General features: G+C 57.3%; 3 protein-coding genes. 1 reads left to right on the top strand and 2 read right to left on the bottom strand.

All coding sequences use genetic code 11. The features are described from left to right. Nucleotides 1-582, top strand: a 582-nt coding sequence (locus tag VN887_06405) for an acetylxylan esterase (GenBank protein HXT39638.1), incomplete at its 5' end; no start/stop codon positions are given. A 34-nt stretch (nt 583-616) separates the two neighbouring features. Here VN887_06405 and VN887_06400 read toward each other — a convergent pair. After that, entirely contained in the window at nt 617-1,390 is a 774-nt protein-coding gene (locus tag VN887_06400) for a type II secretion system protein (GenBank protein HXT39637.1), read from the bottom strand. Between the two features lie 138 nt (nt 1,391-1,528). Continuing rightward, the gene (locus VN887_06395) at nt 1,529-5,779 is read right to left on the bottom strand and encodes a PVC-type heme-binding CxxCH protein (protein HXT39636.1); all 4,251 of its coding nucleotides are present in this window, start codon (nt 5,777-5,779) and stop codon (nt 1,529-1,531) included. Nucleotides 5,780-6,001 lie beyond the last annotated feature (222 nt).

The following is a 6,001-nucleotide window of genomic DNA, read 5'->3' as shown; positions in this document are numbered from 1 at the left end:
TGGGCCTGGGGTGTGTCACGCGCCGTGGACTACCTGGTAACCGACAAGTCGATCGACCCGAAAGAAATCGCAGTCGTGGGACACTCGCGCAACGGCAAAGCGGCCCTGGTCGCGGCGGCGTTTGACGAGCGAATCGCACTGGCGATACCGCTCCAGGCCGGCTGCGGCGGCACGGCGCCAAGTCGGGGCAAAATCGGCGAATCTGTGAAGCAGATCAACGACCATTTTCCGCATTGGTTCAATGCCGAGTTCAAGAATTTCAACGAGCAGCCGGACAAATTGCCGTTCGATCAACACTCCTTGATTGCTCTGTGTGCTCCGCGTCCTGTTCTTCTGCCGAACGCGACTGAAGACACCTGGGCGAATCCACCGGGTCAGTTTGAAATGCTCCAGGCTGCGGAGCCCGTCTATCGCCTGCTCCAGGCCGGTGGCCTGGATGCGACTCAAATGCCCGAGGTCGGAAAGCTGGTCGATAGCACGCTTGGATATTATATCCGCCCGGGCAAACATTCGATGACCAAAGACGACTGGAGGGTTTTCCTCGACTTCGCTGACAAACATTTTGGAGCGCCCGGTCGATGACCGGTGTTTCATAGCGCGCTCGTCCGGACGGATGTCACATGCCGTCCCTGGTGTCGGGTACGCACCAAAGCAGTCCCGGTTTGTTATATTTCTGTTCGCGGTCGAAGTCCTCATACTTGATAAACTGGACGTGGGAACTGAACCCGGTGATCACCGCGCCTTTCTTATGGCGATGGCCGATGCCTTCTCCACGATCCGGAAACTGGCTGGCGTCGAATCCGCCGTTGGAGCCCCACACTCCGCCGAAGTTTTGTATTTCCGGCTCCCACATCACGTAGGCTGCGGGGTTGAACGCGCCCAACTTGAATGTCTTGCCGTTCTGGTAGCGGCCGAACGCGCATACCGCGCCACTCATGATGTAGCTGGATAGCTTGGGCACGCGTTTCTGCCAGGAGATGACATTCGTCCGGTCCAGCGGGCAATTGTAAATTGCGCGGACCTTCAGATAGGGCCAGTACAGACCCGCCTCGATGTAGGTCCAGTCGTTGGTTTTCAGCGGATCGGGTGGACGACCGCCAACGGGTTTGTAAAGCCAGCCGGGACCATAATCATTTCCCCAGTTTGGCCACGGCATGGCATCGCTATTGTCCAGTGCATACATGTGCATCGCAAGCGCAAGCTGCTTGTTGTTATTGATGCACGCGGTGCGACTGGCTTTTTCCTTTGCGCCGGCCAGCGCTGGAAGCAACAACCCCGCAAGAATGGCGATGATGGCGATGACCACCAGAAGCTCGATGAGCGTGAACGCAGCGCGGCGCGGCAGGCGCCAGGGAGCGAAACGACCCCACGTTGATTTGAACGGTCTCACGTCGTTTCGGGACTCGTGGACGTTCCCCCGAAATCGCCGCTCACGCAACAAGTTTCCGACTGCCAAAAACACGTGGAGTAACGCTGTAATTATTCCACCGCCAAAGTGCACCGAATTCTCCAACCAAAAAGCCATCAGTCATCGGCTTCTGATGTAAGCAATCAGGTCCGCCATGTCCTGTGGCTTTAGAATGTTTTCGAAACCCTCCGGCATCAGCGACAGTTTTGAACTGGTCAATTCCTGGAGGTCGTTGCGCAGGATGGTTTCGTCGGCGCAACCTGCGCTGCGCAGAGTGATGCTGTTCGGTGTCTCCGCCGTAATGACTCCGCTGAATTCACGTCCGCTTTTTGTGACGGCCGAGTAGTTGATGTATTTGGTTTCAAACGCCTGATTCGGGTCGAGGATGGCGACCAGCAATGTGCCGACCGGCTTGTCGGCCACCGTCCCGAGGTCCGGTCCGGTGTTGTTCCCCTCGCCTTTCAATCGGTGGCACGCGGCGCAATTCTGGCGGTATAACGCCGCGCCGTGTTCCGCGTTGCCACTCAATCCGTTCACAACCGTGTAGCTTTCAACGAGTTTTTCGCGATCCGGATTTCTGGTTGTAAAAAGCCTCTCTGCCTGGCTGCGAATCCCCCTTTCGGAGTGACGAAGCAACCGTTGCTGATGCACCGGAGCTATTTCGACGGGGGCTATCGCTCCTGACTGAATCAACGAAAGAAGTTCGCGGATCCATTCGGTCCGGCTGAGCACCGCGTTCAAGACCTCCGTGCGGAGTGCCGGCGCGTAAGTTTTCCAACCGGCAAGCAGTGCCCCGGCGACTTGTGGACTATTGATGTCCTTTAGCCGGTCGAAGGCCGCTTGTTGCAGTGGCGCGGAGAACTGGGGCCTCAGCATTTTCGCAAGCCGCGCGGTGTCTTCCTGCTCCATGGCGGGCGCACGGCCCAACAGCCGGATTGCTTGCAGACGATCGGTTTCATTGCCGGTCTCGGCCTCGACCGTCTTCCGCGCATGATCAAACAGCATATCGAGTTTCTTGAGCGCTTCTCGCAGCGCGGAAGAAGCTGCGGATTGAAGCTGTGGCAATCCGCCTCCGTGCTTTTCAAGGATGTCGAGAAACGCGGCAATCGTTGTCATTTGCCAGGCCGCAAACGTGTTCCTAGACGGTGTGGCGAGTTGTTCTATGGCCCGGGCGGCGGATGCCTGGTCGTGAGAGGCAATGACGAGGTTCAACAAACGAGAGAGCAGTTCAGGCGGCGGCTCATTTTTTGTCTGCGCAAGAATTGCGTCCAGTATACCGCCCGCGCGTCCGGCTGCCGAACTGAGTATCGCGGTCTGCATGTTCTGATCGGCACCGTCTTTAAGTGCGATCTGCGCCAGCGCCCGTCCCGCGCGCAGGTCGTCCCATTCTCCAAGAGTGAGCGCCAGTTGATAACGAACCCGGACGTCGGGATCGTTGGCAAGCGGAAGCAGCGCATTGACAAACTTACGGTCCGGACGTTTCCCGGACGCAGGGCGTAGAAATGATTCGGCAATCCGAACAGCAAATTCTCTGACGCGAGGGTACCGGTCACCAAACCGTTGGAGCACAATCTCCGGAGTCATCATGCCCAGTCCTTCCAGCGTGCTCAGTGCCTGGATGCGAACCTTGGGGTTTTTATCACTCGAAACCAGGCGCAGTAATTCCGCCACTGGCGGCTTTCCATCGCGCCAGACCAACAAGCGCTGCGCCAGGTCGCGTTCCCAGCCATTGGCGCTGGCAAGCCGTTGAATCAGTTCAGTGACGCTGATCCGGTCGAGCCGGGGTACTGGCCGGAGATTTGCACCCACCGGATACACTTTATAAATGCGCCCTTTGTTATCGCCTGCGCGTAAATCGGGACGATGCTTTAACTCGTCAGGGAAATATTCCGGATGCTCTATGATGAGCCGATACATGTCGGCGACATAAAGCGCGCCGTCCGGTCCCGTCTTTAGCATCGTCGGACGAAACCAGTTGTCGCTGGAGGCGAGAAACTCGCGTTCCTGCTCGTCGGCGGCTCGGTGACTCGAAAATGTGACCCCGTTGTTTTCCAGAATTTCGCGATGGACCACGTTCTGCGCCGGTTCGCTGATGAACACGCTGCTCGCGTAGCCGTCGCCAAACAACTCGTCGCGGTAGGGTGTCGCGCTGTTCGCCGAGGTCAAACTATTCGCGGCGTCCGGCCAGTTGAATCGTTGCTGGGGCCGGCTGGCCGGGAAGACACGCGTCGAATTAGGATAGTTCGCCAGCACTTGTCGCGTGGTTGTGACCGCGAGTTCGGAATTTCGCGACAAGTACCGTTCGGGCAGGAAATAGTGCCATAACCAGGTGGGATTTTCGTTTCCAAACCAGTTGCCCCAATCATCGCGATGACGTCCGAACTGGGTCTGTCCCTCGACCAGTTCAAACTCGCCGGTGTCGGGTTTGAAGCGAAGATCGTGTCCGCGAAGATTCGCTGTTTTCCCGGTGGCCACCGATTTGATTGTTCCGCCGCTCCCGCCATTCGCCGCGTACACCCAGTTATCCAGGCCGTATTCAAAGCCGTTCACCCGATGTTGCTGGTTGCCCTGATTGAATCCCACCAGGATCGGTCTGCGCACGTCGGCCTTGCCATCGCCATCTGTGTCCTCGGCGTAAAAAATTTCGGGCGCCGCGCTGACCAAAACCCCTTTCCGCCAAACCATGATGCCATTCGGAAAATTGACGTTCTCCAGGAAAACGGTCGCCTTGTCATAGCGCCCGTCTCCGTTTGTGTCTTCCAGATATTTGATAATGCCGCCCGATTTACCGTGTCCGTCCGAACCCGACGGATAATCGCGCATTTCGACAACCCAAAATCTGCCGTCCGGACCCCAATCAAAAGCGACCGGGTCAATCACCAGCGGTTCGTTCGCGACCAGTTCAGCCTTGAAACCTGGGCGGACACGGATGGCCGCAAGAGATTCATCCGGGGATTTTGGAGGCGCTTCGGCGATGCTCAGGAGCCCGGCGAATGAGCGGACGTCAACCTTGTCCGCCAGATGCGCCGTTTCCTCGTTTTGCACGAACATTTGTTTCGCGTGAAACCAGACACCGTTGTTCAGGTTGGTGCCGCCCCGCACAATCATTGGAATTTCACCGGGGTCCCCTCGCCTGCCGCCGACGACCTTGAACGTCCAGCCTCGCTCCCAACCCAGCCAGGGCTTTGGCGTCGCGATGAACAAATGCAGAGCAAAGCTTTTTGCATTCGAAAATAGAACGTCTTCGTAACCGTCGCTGTTAACATCCACGAAACGGAGACCGTTATCACGTCCTTGTTCGTCCACAATTGAGCTTCCCACCGGCAATGAATAGGAGACCTTCTTCCATGACTTGACCGTGTCCGACCAGGCGAAGATGGCGTTCTGCCTTTCGTTCGAGACGATCAACTCGCAACGGCCGTCGTTGTCCACGTCGCGGAATCGAACGCCCTGGTCTCGCCCCTGCGCGCTCGTCACAACCCTCACGCCGTCGAGTTCGAGGCCACTGAGCAGCGCGTCATCCTCCACCCAGCGCGAACCGTCAAAGCTCCATGCCCCGGCGCCCGTCTCGCTGCGGATCAAAGCACTAACACGCCCATCGGCCCGAACGATGCCGAACCTTACACCCGTCTCCACGCGATCACCCGCACGGTCAGGGGATGCCAGGGGGACGGGAAAATCCGTTTCAATCCAGTTGCCTGTCTTCGGATTCCACAGGCGAGTTTTGCGTGACGCCGCATTTCCAATAATCACATCGACGTAGCCGTCTTTGTTCAAATCCAGCAGGCGGACTCCGTTGTCCTGGCCGTTGGCAGCGCGCAACGGCTGGCCGAGAAGCAGATTCCGATTGAGCCGGTCCTGCACTTCACGGAAGTTCAGAAATTTTACACGTCGGCCGTATTTTTGGTTTGCATGGTCAATGAATTCGACAAGTTGCTCAGGCCGAATCCAACCGTGTGGGTGGAAAATGAAGGTAAATGTCCCCTTCTTCAGAACAGTCACATCGAGGGCCGCCTCCCAATCGGCGACCGTGGCGGGGTTGTTTGGTCCGTGTGCGTTGTTGGCCTCCCAATCACTCGGTACCATCGGCGGAAATTCCCAGCACAGCCTTCCGACGACGTACGGGTAAGGATAATTTTCAATCGTGGTACCAAACCGCTTCAGGCTCAGTTTCGTCACCGTATTGGTCTCGGTGGGGAAATACTTGCGAAACCTTTCCTGACCGCCTGTATCGTGCGTTAAATCCCGGGGAAGCGCTGTGTCATCCGCCGTGATAAGGTTCATCACCGAGGAGTCAATCGTCAGGAATTGTCCGGCGGTGTTGGGTCTGTTGAAAATCTCGCTGTAAAAGCGGGGGCTCGGGCTGTTCATTGAATCGCAGCACGGCATTCGAAAAGCGACCGGTTTGTTGCCCGGGATGCGATTCAGCAAACCAACACAGTCCTGATAATTGGCTGCCGCAGCGACGAAGTTGCTGTTCGCCAGCAACGGACATGGATGCGTCAGCGTGTGTACCTCGAAAGACAAACCCTCCCGGAGCCACGATTGCAATTGCGGAGTCTGCGGTTCCAACTGGTTGCAGAAAATGCTGAC

The organism is Candidatus Angelobacter sp., from assembly GCA_035607015.1.
GTDB lineage: Bacteria > Verrucomicrobiota > Verrucomicrobiia > Limisphaerales > AV2 > AV2.
This window is presented reverse-complemented; position numbering and strand designations above follow the sequence as displayed.

Coding starts and splice junctions, on each gene's coding strand:
- VN887_06395 (HXT39636.1), bottom strand. CDS start 5,779: ATGAACAGCCCGAGCCCCCGCTTTTACAGCGAGATTTTCAACAGACCC.